The 18,747-nt window shown below is 67.7% G+C and carries 8 protein-coding genes and 1 pseudogene; all 9 read left to right on the top strand.

Annotated features, from left to right (window positions below; translation table 11 throughout):
* On the top strand, nucleotides 1-1,835 hold a 1,835-nt coding region (locus tag FF041_RS22345; protein ID WP_153524463.1), incomplete at its 5' end, for a helix-turn-helix domain-containing protein.
* 48 nt (nucleotides 1,836-1,883) lie between these two features.
* Nucleotides 1,884-2,239: pseudogene (locus FF041_RS22340) on the top strand (mobilization protein); the annotation flags it as partial.
* Nucleotides 2,240-2,758: 519 nt separating this feature from the next.
* Nucleotides 2,759-6,421 (top strand): LamG domain-containing protein, encoded by a 3,663-nt coding sequence (locus tag FF041_RS22335; RefSeq protein ID WP_323392401.1) that lies wholly within the window; start codon nucleotides 2,759-2,761, stop codon nucleotides 6,419-6,421.
* 128 nt (nucleotides 6,422-6,549) lie between these two features.
* On the top strand, nucleotides 6,550-13,107 hold the full coding sequence (locus FF041_RS22330; RefSeq protein WP_323392399.1) for an RHS repeat-associated core domain-containing protein: 6,558 nt from the start codon (nucleotides 6,550-6,552) through the stop codon (nucleotides 13,105-13,107).
* A gap of 78 nt (nucleotides 13,108-13,185) precedes the next feature.
* Nucleotides 13,186-13,608 carry a hypothetical protein gene (locus tag FF041_RS22325; RefSeq protein WP_153524426.1) on the top strand — a complete coding sequence of 141 codons (423 nt, stop codon included), beginning with the start codon at nucleotides 13,186-13,188 and terminating at the stop codon, nucleotides 13,606-13,608.
* A 639-nt stretch (nucleotides 13,609-14,247) separates the two neighbouring features.
* Nucleotides 14,248-15,282 (top strand): aminotransferase class V-fold PLP-dependent enzyme, encoded by a 1,035-nt coding sequence (locus tag FF041_RS22320; RefSeq protein ID WP_153524425.1) that lies wholly within the window; start codon nucleotides 14,248-14,250, stop codon nucleotides 15,280-15,282.
* A gap of 649 nt (nucleotides 15,283-15,931) precedes the next feature.
* Complete coding sequence (gene gap / locus FF041_RS22315; protein ID WP_153524424.1) at nucleotides 15,932-16,936, top strand: type I glyceraldehyde-3-phosphate dehydrogenase; 1,005 nt, start codon at nucleotides 15,932-15,934, stop codon at nucleotides 16,934-16,936.
* Between the two features lie 120 nt (nucleotides 16,937-17,056).
* Nucleotides 17,057-17,929: a 1-deoxypentalenic acid 11-beta-hydroxylase gene (ptlH, locus tag FF041_RS22310; RefSeq protein WP_153524423.1), complete on the top strand. Its 873-nt coding sequence runs from the start codon at nucleotides 17,057-17,059 to the stop codon at nucleotides 17,927-17,929.
* Between the two features lie 35 nt (nucleotides 17,930-17,964).
* Nucleotides 17,965-18,747, top strand: a 783-nt coding sequence (locus FF041_RS22305; RefSeq protein WP_153524461.1) for an MFS transporter, incomplete at its 3' end; no start/stop codon positions are given.

Below are 18,747 nucleotides of genomic sequence, written 5' to 3'. Positions count from 1 at the left end.
GCGCCGCCGGCGCGGGCGCCCGGGAACAGGCCGTCGTGGACGAGGCCACCCGGGTCGCACAGGACATCCACCGGACCCTGACCCAGCACCGGCGGCGCGAGGCCGAACTCGCCGCCCTGTTCGACACCGCGAGCGACCTCGCCGCGCTCCGCGACCTCGACGCCGTGCTGCGCGCCATCGTGCACCGGGCCAGGACCCTGCTGGGCACCGACATCGCCTACCTCACCCTGAACGACCCCGTGGCCGGGGACACGTTCATGCGGGTGACCGACGGCTCGGTCTCGGCTGCCTTCCAGCAACTGCGCCTCGGCATGGGCGAGGGCCTCGGCGGACTGGTCGCCCAGACCGCCCGCCCCTACGCCAGCGCCGACTACCGCACCGACCGCCGCTTCAGACACACCGGGGCCATCGACGAAGGGGTGCGCGAGGAAGGGCTGCGCGGCATCCTCGGGGTGCCCCTGAGCGTCGGCAACCGGGTCATCGGCGTGCTGTTCGCCGCGGACCGCACCGCGAGGGAGTTCACCCCCGACGCCATCGCCCTGCTCTCCTCGCTGGCCGACCACGCCGCCGTCGCCATCGACGGCGCCCGTCTGCTGGAGGAGACCCGCTCCGCGCTCGTCGACCTCAACGCGGCCAACGAGAGTGCCCGCGCCCACAGCGAAGCCCTGCGCCGCGCGGCCGACGCCCATGACCGCCTCACCGACCTGGTCCTTCGCGGCGGCGGCGTCGACGACGTCGCCCACGAGATCGCCGGCCTCCTCGGCGGAGGTCTGGCGATCCATGACGTGGACGGCACGGAACTGGCCCGGGTGGGCACCGATCCCGTCACCCCGTCGGCACAGGGCGTCCACGCCTCCCGCGCGGGCGGCCGGGCCGTTCCCGTGAACGGCGACTGGATATGCGCCGTGCTGGCGGACTCCGAACTCCTCGGCAGTCTGATGCTCACCGGGAGAGCCGGTCTCCCCGACGCCGACCGGAGTCTGTTCGAACGGGCCGGCCTGGTCACCGCCCTGCTGATGGTTCTGCACCGCTCCGTGGCCGAGGCCGAGGACCGGGTCCGCGGCGAGCTGCTCGACGACCTGCTCACCGCCGGGCCGCCGTCCCGGGGAAGCCGCCGTGACACCGGAAGCCTCTCCCTGCGGGCCCGCAGACTCGGCGTCGACCTCACCCGCCCCCACTCGGTGCTCCTCCTCGACTGCGACGCCGAGCCGCGCTCGCGGCTGACGACCGAGGCGGCCCGCCGGGCCCGCGGGCTCGGCGGGCTGGCCGGGACCCGCGACGGCCATATGGTGCTGCTCGCCCCCGCGCCGGATCCGGGCCCGCTCGCCCGCGACCTGGCCGCCGAACTCACACGCGCCGTGGGCGTTCCCGTCACCGTCGGCGCCGCGGGACCCGCCGACGCCCCCGGCCGTATCCCCGAAACCTATGCCGAGGCGCGGCGCTGCCTCGACGCCCTGCACGCGCTCGGCCGCACCGGGGACGGCGCGAGCCTGTCCGGCCTCGGGTTCCTCGGCGTACTGCTCGGCGACCGGATGGACGTCTCCGGCTACACCGAGCGCGTCCTCGGCCCCGTCCTCGCGTACGACAGCCGGCGCGGCACCGAACTGATCCGCACCCTCGACGCCTACTACGCCCACGGCGCCAGCCTCGCCCAGGCCAAGGATGCCTTGCACGTACACGTCAATACGGTGGTGCAGCGCCTCGACCGGGTCGCACAGCTCCTCGGTCCGGACTGGAACACCCCCGGCAGGTCCCTGGAGATCCAACTCGCCCTCCGGCTGCACCGCCTGGCCCGGCACAGCGGGCCCTTCGGCCCTCCAGGGGGACGGTCCTAGGGAGTGTCTTCACGCCTGGCGGACACCACCCTCCTCGCCGGCCGACGGCCCCAGAGCCATGTCTGGCACTGCCCCGTCCGCACCGCACCCGTCGACCGCCTGCTGACCGACGCCGAGTGGGCCGAGGTCGCCCGCCGCATCGTCCACGCCACCGGCATCGCGCCCGAAGGCGACGACCAGGCATGCCGCTGGATCGCCGTCCGCCACGCCGACGACCACATCCACATCGTCGCCACCCTCAAACGCCAGGACGGCCGCAGCCCCCGCCGTCACCAGGACGCCGTCCGCGCCCAGGCCGAATGCCGCCGGAGCGAAGCCGACTTCGTCGGCCTCCAACGGCTCAACTCCGGCGACCGCACGGCCGCCCAGCGGCCCACAGGGCCGAACGCTCCAAGGCCGAACGCGTGATTTACGTCATATCCACCCTTGCTGAGCATTGACAGCGCAGCGTGAACACGGGCTCCCCCAGGCATTCGCCGGCCCGCTGTGGCGCACGGTCCCGTATCTGGGAGGGGGAGGATCAATCCGCGTTGCGGTGCTCAGGGTTACGGTCATTCGCTCATCGTGACGAGTGTGCTGCTGGCGTCAGGGGGCGTCACCCTCTGTCGAGGGTCGATGGCGATCGCGCCTTGGAATCCAAGAGGCCGAGGAATCGGTCAATAGTCGCCCTTTACCTACGCTTCCTGGCCAACTTGCCGCTCTCCGCGCCGGTATACCGCCCTTGACGTGCAGGTATCCCCACAGTTCAATCACGGCGTTTGATGATCATTCATAGTCGCCGAGGTGAATCTGTGGGTTTCGGGTGGAGACGGTCACGCATGCCGGAGGGCGTGCGTCGTCGAGCAGTAACGGCGCTGTCGGTGGCGCTGCTTCCAGCACTGGCGATGCCAGCGGTGCCGGCCGTCGCTGCCCCGGCTCCGGCGGTGACGGCCGAATCCCCGGCGTCGTCGGCTGACGAGCGGGCCCTGGCCGAGGCCGAGCGGACTGGTCAGCGGGTAGAGGTCGTGGAGGAGCGCACCGAACGTGCGACCGTGTACGCCAACCCCGACGGCGACACCTTCACGCTGGAGCAGTCGGTTGTCCCTGTGCGGGTCGCCGCTCGGGACGGCGGCTGGGTGAAGCCCGACCCGACGCTGGTCCGGCGGGCCGACGGCTCGATCGGCCCGAAGGCGGCGGCGGTCAGCGTCTCCTTCTCTCCTGGCGGTGCCGGCCACGAGCTTGTGTCCATTGGAGAGACCGGCCGTTCGGTCTCCCTGGGGTGGCCGGGCGCCCTGCCCGAGCCGCGTCTCGACGCTGCGCGCGCCGTGTACGAGAACGTGCGCCCGGATGTCAATCTCATCCTGACCGCCACCACGGAGGGCTTCCGTCAGGTCCTGGAGATCGAGACGCTCGAAGCCGCCAAGGATCCAGCGCTGAAGACCATCGCCTACGGTCTGGACGCCGATGGTCTGACCATGCGAGCAGGAGCCGCTGGGAGCATGGAGGCCGTGGACGGGAACGGCCAGGTGGTCTTCCGCTCTCCGAGCGCGCAGATGTGGAACTCGGCGGGTGGCACCCCGAGGGAAGCCGGCTCGGCCCGGAGCCTGGACGGACGCCCCGCGCGCGCCCGAACCGCCCCCGCAGCCCTGGATCCGGTGGTGCCGGTCGCCCTCCAGGAGGAGGGGGATCCGCTTGCCGGACCCGGTGCAGGGGACGAGGCCGCAGTGATGGGCATTGACCTCGGCCGAGATACGGTCGAGGTCCTTCCGGACGCGGATCTGATCTCCCGGACCACTGCAGCTGAACTGCCCCTCTACATCGACCCGTCCGTCGAACTGAACGAGTCCGAGCGGACTGTGCTCTCCTCCGACGGCGATGTGTTCTACAACTTCTCCGGCGGCGAGAACGGCATGAGCGTTGGCAAGTGCGGCACGGCGGTGATCGGCGGCGTCTCGTACTACTGCGGCTCGGGCTATGTGAACCGGATGTACTTCGAGTTCTCGCCGGACAAGCTGAAGGGCAAGCAGATTCTGGACGCGACCTTCTCGGTGACGGAGACGTTCTCCTTCTCCTGTGACGCGCGCTGGGTGGATCTGGAGCGGACCAATAACATCTCGTCCGCGACCAAGTGGCCGGGTCCGGACAAGCTGGATCAGATGGGTGATCGCAATGTGTCGGCCGGGCGAGGAAGTTACTGCTCGCCTGCCCAGCCCAAGGCCGTGATCAACTTCAATGACAATCCGGAGGAGAAGGACGAGAACCTCACGCCCACCGTCAAGGACTTCGCCAACGGGAAGTTCTCGCGGCTCACGCTGATGCTGATGGCCAAGAGTGAGTCGGATACGGTCTCCTGGAAGCGCTTCGACGACGACGCGGTTCTGTCGGTGAGTTACTACAGCAAGCCCGCCACTCCCACGGAGTACGGACTCCGCTCCGGCTCCGGCCGAGTGTGCAGCAAGTCCGAGAGCTCGCCCAGCGTGATCACCGATCCGCGGCCCGATTTGCTGGCCACTCCCGAAGCGGCCTCCGGCGGAGAATCCGGCGCACGGCTGCGCGTCTACTTCGACGTGGACGTGAAGAACGGCAGCACATGGTCGGATGCGCCACAGCCCAGCACCGGGTCCCTGAAGCCGACGACCGGCTATGTCTCCTACAGCAGCACATCGAAGGGGTTCCCGGCCCAGAGCAAGGATTGGGACGCCAGCCTCACTGATGGAAAACTCTACCGCTACAACGCCTACACCCACTCCCTCTACAACAGCGACAAGAGTCATCAGGCCAGCTCCGCGACCCCCTGGTGCTACTTCCTCGTCGACAGCAAGGCGCCAAAGAAGCCGAGCGTCAGCTCGTGGACGGTCTACAGCGAATGCGTCTCGGGGGGCACGTGCCTGATCAGCGGCGCCCCGGGCAAGCCGGGAACGGTGGTCTTCGGGCCGGGCGCGGGTGAGACCAGCGCCAACACCGGTTACCGGTACAAGTTGTCGACGGACAAGACCTGGTCGGAGTGGAAGATCGGGGCCACGTACAAGGCGACGATCAAGCCACCGTCCTCCGGTACCAAACTCCTCCATGTGCAGGCGAAGTCCGCGGGCTATCCACTCGGCGGTGACGAGCAGATTGTCAGATTCCTGGTCAGCGAGGGCCCCACAGCCATCGCGCGCTGGAACTTCGACGAGACCAGTGGCGCGGCCGTGGACACCTCCACCACCGATGCCGCACTGCGCAACAACCTGACCCTGTCGTCCGGCGCGGCCCGTACCCCCAACGGCCGGCGCGGCGAAGTCGTGAAGAAGGCGGCGACGGAGACCGATCCGGCGGTCCTCGGCGCGGACCAGGGGTTGTGGCTGGAGAAATCAGCCTACGCCGCCACCACCAAGCCGGTCCTGGAGACGGCGGCTTCGTACACCATCACCGCCTGGGCCCGGCTCGACGCCACCGGTGCCAACGCCACGGTGGCCGGCCAGGACGGCACCAATTTCAGTCCGTTCTACCTCAGCTACTGCGAGGACTCGAAGACTTGGTGCGCACGGCTCGCCGACGGGGACGCCGCCTCCAGCTCCATCGCCAACCAGCGGGTGAACGGAAAGAACCCGGCTCAGACGAAGGTGTGGACTCATCTGGCGGCCGTCGTTGACCAGGAGGAGAATGTTCTCTCCCTGTACGTCAATGGACAGCTGCAGAATACCGACTCCATCACCGCCAACTGGTCCGCCCCCGGCGGCTTTCAGGTCGGCCGGGTGAAGTACAAAGGCGCGTACGTCGACCACTTCCCCGGCGAGATCGACGAGGTGACCGTCTGGCAGTCCGCGCGGTCCGAGAATCAGATCGCCACCGAGGCCAGTCAGCTCGACGGCCCCAACGGCACGGGCATGCCCCAGCTCGAGCTTGTCGCCCACCTGGACCCCTTCGGTGGGTCCGGTACCACGGTCAAGGACAGCGTCAGCGGCTACGGCGCGACCCTGAACCTCGGCGCGGGAGCCACGCTGAACAGTGAGTCCATCGTTCTGGACGGAACCGGCGGTGCAGAGTTCAGCGGTACCCCGAGCATCGATGCGACCGGCTCCTTCACTGTGGCCGTGGACGCCGTCGTCGACGCGGTCAAGCTGGCGGACAAACCGGACGGGCACCGGGTGCAGATCCTGGGCCAGCGGACGGCGACTGGCTCCTCCTGGGGACTGTGGTTCGAGAAGACCGGCGTCGGCCCTGGTCGCGAGCTCCAGGACGAGAACGGCGACCCGGTGATCGACGAGAACACCGGTGAGCCCAAGAGGGAGGTCTCGGCGGTCGGCCGCTGGCATTTCGGACGACTGACCGCGGATGGCTCGGGAGCCTCCGTCCAGAGCAATGAGACGGCCACTCTCGGATCGAAGGTACAACTCGTCGGCGCCCATGACGCCCAGGAGGGAACGATCAGTCTCTTCCTCACAGAGCGGCAGGGCGAGCCGACCGAATACACCGCCCAGGCAAGCAGCGGCGGCCCGGCTGTGGGCAAGGGCTGGCTGAACAGCACCTGGGGAAACCACCTGTCGGGCGAGATCGGCACCATCCGTCTCTGGGCCGGTGCTGTGCACAACACCCATCACAAGGACCTGATCGTCGGGGACTGAGCCGCCCCTGACGACGCTCTCCCGGGCGCGGACCGTGACCCACGGTCCGCGCCCTCTCCCTACTGCCCCGCGCAGTACTCGCATGGCCCCGAGCAGGGCCATTCCATCCACCATCCAGAAAGCACATCGTGTTCAGACGACGTCTCTTGCGAGACTGGCGCCGCTCCGGCCATCTGCCGGTGCTCGGCGCACTCCTCCTCGCCCTGACCGTCCCGGCGTCACTGCCGTCGATGGCCACGGCCGCCCCCCTCGCCCCCGGGGCTCCGAGATCCGCCGACGACCGGGTCAGCAAGGTCCGGCCTGTGACCGGTCCGGGCGCCAAGAAGGCCCGGGAGCGCGTCGCCCGTGACAAGAAGGTCAACGAGCACTTGATCGAGCAGGCGCGCACCGAGCGCCGTGTGAGCTGGCCGAAGCCGGTCACCCTCCGGGACTCGGTGACCGCCGCTCCCTCCAACGCGGTGATCGACGTCAGCGCGGTCGAACGGTCGGGCGAGGCCCGGCAGAGCCGGGCCTCGGCCGCAGGTGAGGCGACCATCACTGTCCTGGACCAGCGCGTCACCGGCAAGGCCGGGATAACCGGCGTGCTCTTCACGGCCGCCGCCCAGCACCAGGGTGTAGCCGACATCACGGTGGACTACGGCTCCTTCGCATCGGCCGTCGGCGGCAACTGGTCTGCGCGGCTCGGCCTGGTGCGCCTGCCGGCCTGTGTCCTGACGAGCCCTGAAAAGGCCGCGTGCCGGACCGCCACCCCAGTGGCCTCCACCAACGACATCGTGGCGGAGAAGGTGAGGGCCCGCACCACCGTCGCTCCCCGCTCCGCCCCTATGGTGATGGCCCTGACGGCGTCGGCCACTTCTTCGACGGCGGGTGGCGGAGACCTCAAGGCGACCCCGCTCTCCGCCTCCTCGTCCTGGGAAGCAGGCGGCTCCTCAGGCGCCTTCACCTGGTCGTACCCGATCACCCTGCCGCCCGCGGCAGCCGGTCCGGTACCGCCGCTGTCACTCTCCTACGACTCCGGCAGCATCGACGGCCGCACCGCCAACACCAACAACCAGGGCTCGCAGATCGGAGAGGGCTTCTCCCTCACCGAGTCCTATATCGAACGCAAGTACGGCAGCTGTCAGGATGACGGCCAGAAGGACAAGTACGACCAGTGCTGGAAGTACGAGAACGCCTCACTCGTCCTCAACGGCACTGCCACCGAACTGGTCAAGGACGACACATCCGGTAAGTGGCGGCTGAAGAACGACGACGCCTCCCAGGTCCGCCATCTGACCGGCGCCGACAACGGCGACGAGGGCGACGACATCAAGGACGGGAAGGGGGACGGCAAGGGCGAGCACTGGCAGATCGTCACCGGTGACGGCACGACGTACACCTTCGGTCTGGACAAACTGCCCGGTGCCGACACCCAGCGCACACAGTCCACCTGGGGTGTCCCCGTCTTCGGCGACGACAGCGGAGAGCCCGGTCACTCCTCGGGCAGCGCCTTCGCGGACCGTGCCAAGACCCAGGCCTGGCGGTGGAACCTCGACCTCGTCCAGGATGTCCACGGCAACGCCGCGACCTACTGGTACGCCAAGGAGAGCAACCACTACGCTCAGAACGGCGTGAAGACCAAGCTCGCCCCGTACGACAGGGGCGGCTACCTCAAGGAGATCCGGTACGGCCAGCGTGCAGCCACCCTGTTCACCGGGAACCCCTCGGGCAAGGTCGAGTTCACGCACAATGAGCGCTGCACCGCCGCGAAGTGCGACGAACTGACCAAGGACACCGCCGACAACTGGCCGGACGTCCCCTTCGACTCGATCTGCACCGCGTCCGAGAAGGACTGCCTCTCCACCGGCCCCTCCTTCTTCAGCCGTAAGCGCGTAGCCACCATCGAGACTCATGTCTGGTCCACTGCGGCCGAGCCCGACGCCTTCAAACCGGTTGACTCCTACGCCCTGACCCAGGAATTCTTCGACGGCCAGGACATCGGCAACAGCTCCGACCAGGTCCTCGCCCTGACCGGCATCAAGCGGACCGGCCTGAACGGCACCGCCATCTCGCTTCCGGCCGTGGGCTTCACCTACACCCAGCGCCCCAACCGGGTCGCCGGCGGCACCCAGCCGGGCGGCGCCAACATCCTTCCGCTGACCCGACCGCGCCTTTCCACCATCACCTCCGAGTCCGGAGCCATCACCACGGTCGTGCTCTCCATCCCGGAGTGCGTCCGCGGCAGCTACATGCCGAAGGCGGAAGACGACAACGGCCTGTCCTGCTACCCCGTCCACTGGCCGGTCAACGGCGGTGACTCCCAACTCGACTGGTTCCACAAGTACCGGGTCACTTCCATAAACGTCAGCGACCCCGCAGCCAAGAACCCCGCTGTTGAGTACGCGTACGAGTACGAACAGCCGGGCTGGCACTACAACGACGATCCCTTCACCAAGGAGAAGGAGCGCACCTGGTCCGTCTGGCGCGGCTACCAGAGGGTGACTTCGTACACCGGTGAGGCGGGCGCCACGCGTTCCAAATCGGTCCAGGTGTTCATGCAGGGCATGCACGGCGACAAGCGCAAGGAGGGTGCCAACCGCTCGGCCGAAATCGAGCCGGTTGCGCTGCCGACCCTGCATATTCCACCGCTCGTGGACCATGACCGGTACGCGGGACAACTGCGGCAGCAGGTGGCCTACGACGGCAACACCCCGGTCTCCGCATCCCTCAACACCTTCTGGTCGAAAGAGACCGCCAGCCAGCAGAAGTCGTACGCCCACGTCAAAGCTCACTACATCCGCCCGGAGCGCTCGTACCAGTACACCTGGCTGACCACGGCGAAGAAGTGGCGGACCACGGCGAGCACCACCGCCTACGACGACACCTACGGCATGGCCACCCGGTCCGACAGTCACGGAGACTGGGAGGCCACCGGCGACGAGACCTGCACCCGTACCTGGTACGCCCGCAACGCCGATAAGGGACTGACCTCCCTGGTCTCCCGTACCCGCACTGTGGGCAAGCCCTGTGTCGAGACCGATGACAGGCTCGACCTGCCGGTCTCCAAGGACACACGCGGGGATGTCATCTCCGACGCCGCGATCGTCTTCGACGATCCGAAGGCCACCGGGTGGACCGAGGCTCAGACTCCGGCCCTGGGGCTGCCGACCTGGACGGGGCAGCCGAAGGGCTACCCAGCCAAGAGCGGAACGGCGGACCGCGATCCGGCTGTGGGCGACTGGCAGACGATCGCCGTTACCACCTTCGACACGGCCACCGCGAAGCTCGGCCGGCCGCTGACGGTGACGGACGCCGCAAAGAATGTCACCACCACCGCGTACTACCCGGCCAATACCGGGCCTCTGACCGGTGTCATCGTCACTCACCCCAAGCCGGCCGCGACGGCCGCCGCGCACCGGTCGTACACCTACTTCGATCCCGCTCGAGGTTCGGTGACCTACACGCTCGACGCCAACCTGAAGCGCACCGAGCACGCTCATGACGCGCTCGGCCGTGTCACCGCGACCTGGCTCTCCAACCGGTCCAGGGCCGGGGGCGACAGCCCGAACGGCAAGTACGCCTACGGACTGAGCCAGACGAAGCCGTCCTGGACCTCTGTCTCCAAACTCAAAGCGGACGGCACCAGCTACCACACGGCCTACACCATCCATGACTCCCTCCTGAGGCAGGTGCAGACCCAGGTCCCGGCGGCCATCGGCACCGGCCGGGTGCTGACCGACACCCGCTACGACTCGCGCGGGCTGGCGACCGTCACCAAGGGGGACGCGTACGACAGCGCCCATGCACCCGACGGCGAGTACATGGGGATCGAAAACGCCCAGGCACCGGTCCAGAACGACACCGTTCACGACGGCGTGGGCCGAGTGGTGAAGTCCAAGCTCTCCTCCTGGGGCGAAAGCAAGTGGCAGACCACGACCACGTACACCGGTGACTCGGTGGCTTCCAGCGCCGTCGACGGGGGCAGCGCCTCCCGAGTGATCACCGACGCGCTCGGCCGCACCACGGAGACTCGTTCGTACGCGGGAACTGAGCCGGACGACAAGGAGTACGGTGCGGTCTCCGGCGTCTCGTACACCACGGTCGGCTACACCTACACTCGTGACGGCAAGCAGAAGACCGTCACCGGTCCGGACGGTACTGCCTGGTCGTACGGCTACGATCTCTACGGCCGTCAGATCTCCGCCACCGATCCCGACAAGGGCACGGCCACCACGTCCTACACGGTCCTCGACCAGGTCGACCACACCAAGGATGCGAAGGGGCAGACTCTCCTCTACGGCTATGACGACCTTGGCCGCACGACCGGCCTGTGGCAGACCAGCCGCTCCGACGCCAGCAAGCTCGCGACCTGGACTTTCGACGCTGAGCTGAAGGGGAAGCCCGACGAATCCATCCGGCACGAGAACGGAGTCAATCAGCCGAAGAGCAAGGCGTACGTCAAGAAGGTCACGGCGTACGACAGTCAGAGTCGCCCCACCGCGACCTCACTTACCCTGCCCACCGACGACCCTCTGGTCACCTCTGGCGCGGTCGCGGCCACGACCAACTTCAGCACGTCCTACCGTCTCGACGGTACCGTCAACACCACCAAGGAACCCGCAGCAGGCGGCCTCGCCGCGGAGACCGTGGAAAGCGGCTACAACGACGCCGGTCTGCCTGTGCGGGCCTCAGGGATTTCCGGCTACCTCCTGGGCGTGGACTATTCCGCGACTGGACGGATCCATCAGCTCGAACTGGGCACCTCGGCCGCCGCGAAGCGGGTCTTCGTCTCCAACACCTACGAGGCCGGCACCGGGCGTCTGCTGACCTCGGCCACTGACGACCAGACCCGCGGACCGGTCCAGGACCTGCAGTACTCCTACGACCCGGCCGGCAATGTCACCTCGATCTTCGACCGAGCCGGTGGGGACAACCAGTGCTTCGCCTATGACGGCCACCGCCGTCTGACCGAGGCGTGGACCCCTGCGGCAGCTGACTGCTCCGCCTCCGGCCGCACCGCGGAGAAGCTCGGTGGCCCGGCCTCGTACTGGACGAGCTACACGTTCACCCCGTCAGGGCAGCGCGCGACCGAGAAGCAGCACGTCGGCACCCCGGTCACCACCAGCTACTGCTATCACCCCCAGCGCAAGCACGCACTGAAGGCGACCACCACGTCCTCGGCCGGCACCGCGTGCGACACGGTGGCGGAGCAGTACACATACGACGCCACCGGCAACACCGAGACCCGGGTCGAGAAGGCCGGTTCCACGATCAAGCAGTCCTTGGAATGGAACCCGGAGGGCAAGCTGGCCAAGCTGATCGAGGGCACCACCGCCACCGGTTATCTCTACGACGCGGACGGCAATCTCCTGATACGTCGCGACAGCGCGGCTTCCGGAGAGACCGTCCTCTATCTCGGATCCACCGAAGTCCACCTCAAGTCCGGCAAGAAGTGGGCCAACCGCTACTATCAAGCGGCCGGCTCCACCGTGGCAGTGCGCAGCAATGAGTCCGGTGCCGAGAAGCTGTCGTTTCTCGCCGCTGACCACCATGGCACCAGCGGCGTCGCCATCACGAGTGACAGCTCGCAGACGCTGAGCAAGCGCTACACCACTCCCTACGGCTCCGTTCGCGGCTCCACCGGCACCTGGCCGGACGACAAGGGATTCCTGGGCAAGTCCACCGACAGCAGCACCGGTCTCACCAGCGTCGGCGCCCGCGAATACGACCCCTCCACCGGCCAGTTCATCAGCGTCGACCCGCTGCTGATGCCGGAGCAGCACCAGTCCCTCAATGGCTACGTCTACGCCAACAACAATCCGACATCCCTGAGTGACCCGTCCGGTCTGGGGGTTGAGGAGTGCCACAAGGGCACGATCTCCTGTTCCGGAGGGATCCCGGACAGTCCCGAGCGGATCCGGGAGAAGGAGAAGATCAGAGGAAGCAGCGGAGGGAACACCGGAGGTGGCAGCGGGGGGAAGCAGAAGAAGGAGAAGAGGCAGCCGAACGAGGACGGAAGATCCGGGAGTCATGCGCCGGGGACCCCGCGACAGAACGAGGCCTACGAAAGGGCTCTCTTCACCAATGCGGAGACGGCGGCCAAGCTCCGTAAGGAGCGAGTTCTGCAGATCCTCGGCGGAATGTTCGATCTCCATGACTACCTCAAGGAGGAGGTGGAAGAGATCAACGAGGAAATCTGCAGGAGAGGCGCACGGGATGGCTGCGCCATGGCGAATCTGGCACAGAAGATCACAGATCAGGCCCTGAGCCGCTCGGAGAGCGAAGTAGAGAAGACCGTGGCTCGTATCGACGAATCATGGAGATCCGGAAAGGACGCACACAGAATGGACTTCGCATTCGATGACGGCGAATTCCAGATTGCCCTGACTCTGGCCATCCAGGGACATCGGGTCACATCCAGGAATGATCACAACCAGCCCAAGCAGCACCAGGGCGATGCGTGGGTCGACGGACAGCGCACCGATTTCAAGGCAATGAGCACCAGCTCCTCGCGAGGGACATACAGAAACCATCTGAGCAAGGCCAACAGCCAGCAGGTCCAACTGGTGGTGGTCGACACAAGGGGGGGCGGGCTCAGCAAGGATGACGCCAAATCAGGATTCCGCGCCTTCGACGACGGTAACAGGACAGTGGAACGAGTGATCGTCTACGGAAGAGGCTATAAACTGGACCTCCAGACGAAGTAGACGGAAAAGCGGCGCGGGGCTGACCGAATAGGGCATCCCGGTACGCCCCGCGCCGCCGGGTGGCAAAAGGAGACAATCGTGAGCAGGTTCAAGCCCTTCGCCGGATTCCAGAAAGAATTCGAGATCAAAATCGGCCCGGCCATTGCAGCCTGGAACCGAGAGGAGTTCGCCGTCGAGATCCGTGAAGAAGTGGAAAGGATTCTCGACTTCTCTTTCGACCCGAAGGAGACCACAAGGACCGACGATGGAGGATATTACTTCTGGTACACCGACGACCGATTCGAGGCAACCCTTATCGTGGATGACCCAGACAACGAGTTCCCTTTCGATAGAATCCCGGTCGACCTGGATGTGCGGTCCAACCTCGATGAGGTCCCCGACTGGGAACTCGTCGAGTCGCTCTACGACAGACTCGACGCCCTAGGTAAGTACTACTTGCTCGCCATGTCCCATAATTCTGCCCTGATCGCATCGAACTATGATGTGGGCGATAAATGGTAGGAAGAGGAACTCGCCTATCGGCGCGCCGAGCCCACACCAGTCACACGCATTGTCGGACACGATCTGACGCGGGTCAGCCGTGGCTGTGCAGTTCGGCGCACCCTGCCGTTTCGTCTCAGGGGGCCGGGGAGCCGGGGAGCTGTGCACGGGGTGCTGCGGGGCCTCTGTTCCGGAGTAGGCGGACCCGGCCTTGCTGGAGCAACCCGCTGGTGTCGGTGACACCGGCACCTGGCGATCCAGGTGCCCTGGGCTGTTGAGCCAGCGCTGACCTCAAGGACTTTGCCGCTGTGTTTGGCCGCGCCGGGGTCGCTGTCGTCGCCGAGCGGGCTGAGGGTGAACTTCGGGTAGTCACCGTTGTACCGGGACTGTAATTCGGCCGGGACGCCATCGTCCGTGCGAGGGCGGTGATGTCGACGGCCAACTGGGTGTAGGCCGGGGAGGCGGTGCTGCCGTTGATGGTGGCTTTGTGCCAGGTGGGGGTGGTTCACCTGCGTGAGGTCAACGGTTCCCTGGGGGAGGGGGGTAGGTTGTGGGTTGACTCAACGGAGGTTGGCGGACGGGACCGTGAAGGACACGACTCGCCGATGGCTCCGGAGATTTCTCTTGCCGGGCGGTCGATGGGTCCTGCACGATTCCCTCATGGAGTCGCCTCGTGCCTTCTTCTCGCACCAGAACTGCTACCTCAACACGGCCTCCTACGGCCTGCCGCCCATCGCCGCGCACCGGGCGGTGCTGGCGGTCGAGCACGACAGGGCGGCCGGGCGGCTGGGCTTCGCCGAGATGGACCGGTGCGTCGAACGGTCGCGGAGCGCCTTCGCCCGGCTCATAGGGCTGCCCGTCCACCGGGTGGCCATCGGATCCCAGGTGTCGTCGGCGGTGGGGCTGATCGCCGCCGGGCTGCGGCCCGGCGCGGAAGTGCTCCTGGCGGAGGGCGACTTCACCTCACTGCTCTTTCCCTTCCTGGTCGCGCGCGAGCGCGGGGTGCGGGTCCGGGCGGTTCCGCTCGCCGGCCTCGCGGACGCCATCGGCCCCGGCACCGATCTGGTCGCGGTCTCCGCCGTCCAGTCCGCCGACGGGGCCCTCGCCCCGCTCGATCTCATCCTGGACGCCGCCGCCGCGCACGGCGCCAGGGTCCTGGTGGACGCGACCCAGGCGGCGGGCTGGCTGCCGCTGCCCGCCGCCCGTATCGATCTGCTCGTCTGCGGCGGCTACAAATGGCTGCTCGGCCCACGCGGCACGGCCTTTCTCGCCGGGACCGAGGAGGCCCTGGCCGAGGTGCCGGCCCTCGCCGCCGGCTGGTACGCGGGCCAGGACGTCTGGGAATCCCTCTACGGCACCCCGCTGCGGCTCGCCGAGGACGCGCGGCGGCTGGACGTCTCCCCGGCCTGGCACTCCTGGGCCGGACTGGCGCCCGCCCTGGAGCTCCTCGACGACCTCGGGCTCTCCCGGATCCACGACCACGACGTCGCCCTGGCCAACCGGTTCCGCGCCGGGCTCGGCATGGCGCCGGGCGACTCCGCCATCGTCTCCCTGGAAGTCCCCGACGGCACCGCCGGACACCTGGCCGCCCACGATGTCGTCGCCGCCGTCCGCGCCGGGCGGCTGCGCTGCTCCTTCCATGTCTCCACCACCGAGGCGGATGTGGACCGGGTGCTGGAACTGCTCACCGGCTGACCCCTCCGCGGCTGATCTCGCGGTTCACCCGGCCGGGTCCGCTGTTCTCCCGGCCGGGTGCGCGGCGCTATCTGACAAACTATCGACGAGTTGGCCGCCGCTCCCATCACTGGATTCCACGCTCCCGCGCAGAGGCCCGGCGTGTTCCGCTGATTCCGTCGGCCATGCCGCCTCCGACGCGCTGGACCGACCCGCGCCATCGGTCTGCATATCCCTGAGTAATTCATCTGACCTGCGGGTTTCTTTAACTGCTCGGCCTCCTGAGGGCACCCCGGCCCACCGCTGGGGAACAGAGCGCTGTCCGGTCCGGCCCGGCCGCCGCTCGCGCTCCAGCCGGGCGGCGAAGCCTGGCTGACCTGCCCGGTCGCTGTCCGGCCGGCCGACGGGCGCGGACTGCCGCCGGACACCGGGGAGTTCAGCGCCGACAGGCCGATGGGCGTCCGAACTCCCCCTGGGCGGGCCGCCGTACGGAGAACCGGGCGCAGTGCTCCCTGGCTATGGTGAGGACGTTCGCATCCAGGCCGCCTTTCGGGGGCCCGCGCACCGGAAAACTGCATTGCATGCTTATTTAAGCTGCTTATAGTGTTCCCTGTTGCCTCATAGGGCGCAAGGCGTATCGCACCTTGTCACTCATTAAGGAGAGGGACGAATGACTGTTCGTGTCGGCATCAATGGTTTCGGGCGGATCGGGCGCAACGTCTTCCGCGCGGCAGCCGCCCGGGGCGCGGACCTGGAGATCGTCGCCGTGAACGACCTCGGTGATGTGGCGACGATGGCCCATCTGCTGGCCTACGACTCGATCCTGGGCCGCTTCCCCGGCGAGATCAGCGCCGAGCCCGGCGTGATCCGGGTCGGGGACACCACCCTCAGGGTCCTGGCCGAACGCGACCCCGCCGCCCTGCCCTGGGGTGATCTGGGAGTGGACGTGGTCATCGAGTCCACCGGCATCTTCACCCAGGCCGCCAAAGCCCGCGCCCACGTCGACGGCGGCGCGAAGAAGGTCATCATCGCCGCCCCGGCCAGCGGCGAGGACGTCACCATCGTGCTCGGCGTGAACCAGGACGCCTACGACCCGGAACGCCACACCATCATCTCCAACGCCTCGTGCACCACCAACTGTCTCGCGGTGCTGGCCAAGGTGCTGCACGACGCCATCGGCATCGAATCCGGTCTGATGACCACCGTCCACGCCTATACCCAGGACCAGAACCTCCAGGACTCCCCGCACAAGGATCTGCGCCGGGCCCGCGCCGCCGCCCTCAACATCGTGCCCACGTCCAGCGGAGCGGCCAAGGCCATCGGTCTGGTCCTGCCCGAACTCCAGGGCCGTCTCGACGCCCTGGCCCTGCGGGTGCCCGTCCCCACCGGCTCGGTCACCGATCTGACCGTCACCACCAGCCGCCGCACCACCGTGCGGGAGGTCAAGGAGGCCTACGCCGAGGCCGCCGCCGGACCGTACAAGGGCCTGCTCTCCTACACCGAGGCGCCCATCGTCAGCAGCGACATCGTCAACGACCCGGCCTCCTGCGTCTTCGACGCCGAACTGACCCAGGTCCTCGGCCCGCAGGTCAAGGTCGTCGGCTGGTACGACAACGAGTGGGGCTACTCCAACCGCCTCATCGACCTGGCCCTGCTGGTCGGCGGCGCCCTCTAGGGCCTGATCCGCCGGACCGGCCCCGGCCCGCCGGCGACGGCGCCCCGCGCCCCGCGCCCTTCGCCTCAGCCCGTTCTTTCCAGGCATCCCCAATACGCACGGTGTCACATGGAGGGATTCATGACCGCGGCAAAGACCCGGACGGATTACGCGGAGTACACGGACTGCACCCCGCTGCTCGATGACCGGAAAGAGCTCGACCGGTTCTACGACGAGCACGGTTATCTCTTTCTGCGCGGCGTGCTCGACCGCGCTCTCGTACGCACGGCGGCGGAGCAGATGCTGCACGGGCTCGTCTCGCTCGGCGCCGCGGATCCGCACGCCACGCTCGACGAATTCACCATCGACTCCTTCGAGGCCGTCGACGAAGTGGCGATGCACGGTCATATCAAGTACGACGAGTTCTGGAACAGCGCACCGACGACCAGGCTGTTCGAGCAGATCTTCGGCGAAGAGGTCTTCGTCTTCCGGTCCACGACCATCCGGTACTACCCCTCGCAGGCGGGCTCCGAGGATCCGGCCTTCTCCTATCTGACGCCGCTGCACCAGGACGGCTTCTATATAGGCCCCAACAAGGATTTCCGTACCGTCTGGGTGCCGTTGATCGGCACGACCGAGGGGACCGGCGGCGTCGCGCTGGCGGACGGCAGCCATCGGCACGGTCCGCGCGACCATGTGGTCAACGACTCCTTCCGCAGATTCGGCCACCCGGTGAGGGGAATCCCGCCGCACTTCGTCGGCGAGGACGAGCCCCTGCTGTTCTCCGCGATGGAGCCGGGAGACGTCCTCGTCTTCCACGCCCATATGTGCCACAAGTCGATCCCGAACCTGGCGACCGCTCCGCCGCTCATGCGGATGTCGATGGACACCCGGGTCCAGCCGGCGGCCTCCCACCGCGGGTACAACGCTCTGACGCCCTGGCCGGAATCGGCGAAGGACCCGTCCAAGGGAATCATGTCGAAGATCACCGGTACTCCCACCGAGATCGAGTAGGGAGAGACCGGGAGAGTCGTGAGAGAGGTAAGGCTTTGACTACAGGGACGTCCTCCGCAGGCAGCCCCGCCGCGAAGACGGCGCCGACCGGTCCGGCCGGCGGCGCGGCGTCGCCGGGCTTATCCCCTGCCGGTCTGGTGGTGATCCTGGCCGGGTTCTCGCTGTCCATCGCCGACATCTTCATCGTCAATGTCGCGCTGACCAGCATCGGGCATGACCTCCGGGCCTCCGAATCCGGTCTTGAGCTGGTCGTGTCCGGATACGGGATCACCTATGCGCTCGGTCTGGTCATGGGCGGCCGGCTGGGAGACGCGCTCGGGAGACGGCACCTCTTCACCCACGGCCTCATCGCGTTCACCCTCACCTCCGCCCTGTGCGGCTTCGCCCCCGGCATCACCTTCCTCATCATCGCCCGTCTTCTCCAGGGCGCCGCCGCGGCGATGATGGTCCCTCAGGTGCTGAGCACCATCCAGGCGGCGACCGACGGCGAGGCGCGCGCCCGGGCGATCAGCCTGTACGGGGCCACCGCCGGACTCGCCGCGGTGGCCGGACAGATCATCGGCGGTCTGCTGCTCGCACTCGACTTCGGCGACTTCGGCTGGCGCATCGTCTTTATGATCAATGTGCCGATCGGCCTGATCACCCTGCTGTTCGTACGGCGGATCCCCGACACCAAGGCGCAGCGGAAGCCGGACCTCGACTACCTCGGCACCGCCCTCTTCGGTGTGGCCATGGTCTGTGTGCTGGTCGTGGTCGTCGAGGGCAGGGCGCTGGGCTGGCCGATCTGGCTGTGGGGTCTCCTGGCGGTCGCCGGCGTC

This window comes from Streptomyces jumonjinensis (genome assembly GCF_009600885.1).
Classification (GTDB): domain Bacteria; phylum Actinomycetota; class Actinomycetes; order Streptomycetales; family Streptomycetaceae; genus Streptomyces; species Streptomyces jumonjinensis.
Note: the sequence above shows the minus strand (reverse complement) of the source record. Positions and strands in the feature narration are given on the sequence as shown.

Bases quoted from the DNA above. Each gene is read 5' to 3' on its own strand.
- ptlH (WP_153524423.1), top strand. From the start codon at position 17,057: ATGACCGCGGCAAAGACCCGGACGGATTACGCGGAGTACACGGACTGC.
- gap (WP_153524424.1), top strand. From the start codon at position 15,932: ATGACTGTTCGTGTCGGCATCAATGGTTTCGGGCGGATCGGGCGCAAC.
- FF041_RS22320 (WP_153524425.1), top strand. From the start codon at position 14,248: ATGGAGTCGCCTCGTGCCTTCTTCTCGCACCAGAACTGCTACCTCAAC.